The following is a 1,970-nucleotide window of genomic DNA, read 5'->3' as shown; positions in this document are numbered from 1 at the left end:
GTCGTCCGGGGCAGTGTCCGCCGCCGAGCGCTCCAGCATGGCGCCAGCCGGCGAAGGCCCCGGTGCGCCGCGGTGCGCACGGCTCCGGCCCGCCGTCCCAGCACCCGCCCGGCGGTCTCCGCGTCGAGGCCGATGACGGCCCGCAGCATCACCGCCTCCGCCTCGGCCGGTGGCAGCGTACGGATCAGGGCCAGCGCGCTCTCGGTGGCGATGGCCTCGCCGGCCCGGTCGGCGGTGTCCGCGTCGGCGGCCAGGTCGTTGAGCGCCTGCACCGGCACCGGCACCGACGGACGCCGCCGCTGCCGGCGCAGATGGTCCATGGCCCGGTTGCGGGCGATCGTGACCGCCCAGGCGCGGAACTCCCCACCGGTGAAGGAGGGCAGGTCGCGGGAGATCTGGAGCCACGCCTCGGAGGCCACGTCCTCGGCGTCGGCGCCGACGAGAGCGGTCAGGTAGCGCAGCAGGGCGGGCTGCAGGCTGCGGTAGAGGAACCGGAACGCCTCCTCGTCGCCGGCCTGTGCCGCGGCGACCGCCTCGTTCAGCTCGGCCGTCACGGTCGCCGTCCGGACCGGGTCGCGTGCGGGCACCGGGCACGCCGAGGAGCCAGTGGCCACACCGCCATCCGCACCCCGCCCCCCGGTGAGTTGATCTGACACTCGCACACGGGTGCGATGAGCCATGGACACTGCCGCGCGGCACGGGCGTCGGCGGACATACGGTACCGACGGCTCGGGGCGGCCGGGAGCCGGGCCGACGCCTGGGAACGCGGGGCGCTCCGGCAAGACGCCAGGGCCGGAGGAAGAGAGAGAAATGTCTACGCCCGTCACCGGCGTGTCGAGGTAACGCAACGTACGGAATCGACGCTCCCCGGCGCAACCGATCGTGCCGGGCCCCGCGGGCGGACAGCGACGTGCTGTCACATTCTGGCCGATCGTGCCGGTCCGGTCACGGTGCGCCGATCAGCGTCCCGGCTGCTGGAACGCCCCGCTGAAGGCTTTCGATCCCGCGCCGAGATCGCGGGAAATACTTCGCGCCCGCTGTGGGTACGGTATGGGGGTGCTGTCCTCAGACGTCGTACTCAGCGGTCGGTACCGCCTGGAAGACCGTGTCGCCACCGGCGGCATGGGCGACGTCTGGCGTGCCACCGACCTGGTCCTCGGTCGTCCGGTCGCGGTGAAGGTGCTCCTTCCCGCCCTGGTGTCCGACCCCGACTTCATCGCCCGTTTCCGTTCCGAGGCGCGGATCATGGCCTCGCTGCGCCACCCCGGCGTGGTCCAGGTCTTCGACTGCGGCGAGGACGAGCTGCCCAGCGGCGGCCGGGCCGACTACCTGGTGATGGAGTTCGTCGCCGGTGAGCCGCTGTCGCGGCGGATCGAGGACGCGGGGTGCCTCGAGGTCGCCGAGACCATGTCGATCGTGGCCCAGGTGGCGCAGGCGCTGCACGCGGCGCACGGGCGCGGCATCGTGCACCGCGACGTGAAGCCGAGCAATCTGCTGGTGCAGGACGACGGCACCGTGGTGCTCGTCGACTTCGGGGTGGCCCGCTCGACCAACGTCACGAGCATCACCAGCACCAACGCGGTGCCCGGCACCGCCCTCTACATGGCGCCGGAGCAGGCCGCCGGCCGGCCGGTCTCGGGCGCCACCGACGTGTACGCGCTCGGCGCGGTCGCGTACTGCTGCCTCACCGGCAGCCCGCCGTTCACCGGTGACAACCCGCTGCAGGTGGCCGTACGCCATCTCGACGACGAGCCGCCGGAGCTGCCGGCGGAGATCCCGGCGTCGGTGCGCGAGCTGGTGTCCCGGGCGCTGGCCAAGGACCCGGCCGACCGCTACCCGAGCGCCGCGGCGATGGCCGACGCGGCGCGGGCCGCCCGTACCGACTCACCGACCGCGACGATGGCGCTGCGCGGCGCGGCGGGCCCGGCGCGGTCCCGCGACGACCAGCCGGCGGTCCGGCCGGGCGCCGC

2 protein-coding genes are annotated in these 1,970 nt (G+C 74.2%); one reads left to right on the top strand and one right to left on the bottom strand.

From position 1 onward, the window contains the following. The coding region (locus MCBG_RS03120) for an RNA polymerase sigma factor (RefSeq protein ID WP_157560810.1) at window positions 1-554 on the bottom strand (554 nt) is incomplete at its 3' end. A 502-nt stretch (window positions 555-1,056) separates the two neighbouring features. Here MCBG_RS03120 and MCBG_RS03115 point away from each other — a divergent pair. Next, a partial coding sequence (locus tag MCBG_RS03115) for a serine/threonine-protein kinase (RefSeq protein ID WP_223201031.1) occupies window positions 1,057-1,970 on the top strand: 914 nt, incomplete at its 3' end.

Source organism: Micromonospora sp. M42 (assembly GCF_000568915.1).
Classification (GTDB): Bacteria; Actinomycetota; Actinomycetes; order Mycobacteriales; family Micromonosporaceae; genus Micromonospora; species Micromonospora chalcea.
This window is presented reverse-complemented; position numbering and strand designations above follow the sequence as displayed.